The following is a 296-nucleotide window of genomic DNA, read 5'->3' as shown; positions in this document are numbered from 1 at the left end:
GGCCCGGCCGGTGGCCGTAGGCGCTGTCGATCCACTCCGTGGGGGTGCGCACGCTGATCCCGATGCCGTTGTCCTCGCACACGAACAGGACGGGCACGGGGATGCCCTGGTGGGCCGAGTGCAGGGCGGCGTTGATCGCGCCCGTGGCCGTGGAGTGGTTGGCCGAGGCGTCGCCGAAGCTGCACACCACCACGGCGTCGGTGGGCCACTCGGTCTCCACCCCGAGCTGGGCCGCGCGTTCGACGGCGAACGCCAGTCCCACCGCGCGCGGCAGGTGCGAGGCGATGGTCGAGGTC

At 73.3% G+C, this 296-nt stretch carries 1 protein-coding gene; it reads right to left on the bottom strand.

All coding sequences use genetic code 11. The features are described 5' to 3' along the window. Window positions 1–296 (bottom strand): thiamine pyrophosphate-dependent enzyme (locus D471_RS34160; RefSeq protein ID WP_040689436.1); only part of this gene is annotated, 296 nt, incomplete at both ends.

The organism is Nocardiopsis lucentensis DSM 44048, from assembly GCF_000341125.1.
GTDB classification, from domain to species: domain Bacteria; phylum Actinomycetota; class Actinomycetes; order Streptosporangiales; family Streptosporangiaceae; genus Nocardiopsis; species Nocardiopsis lucentensis.
This window is presented reverse-complemented; position numbering and strand designations above follow the sequence as displayed.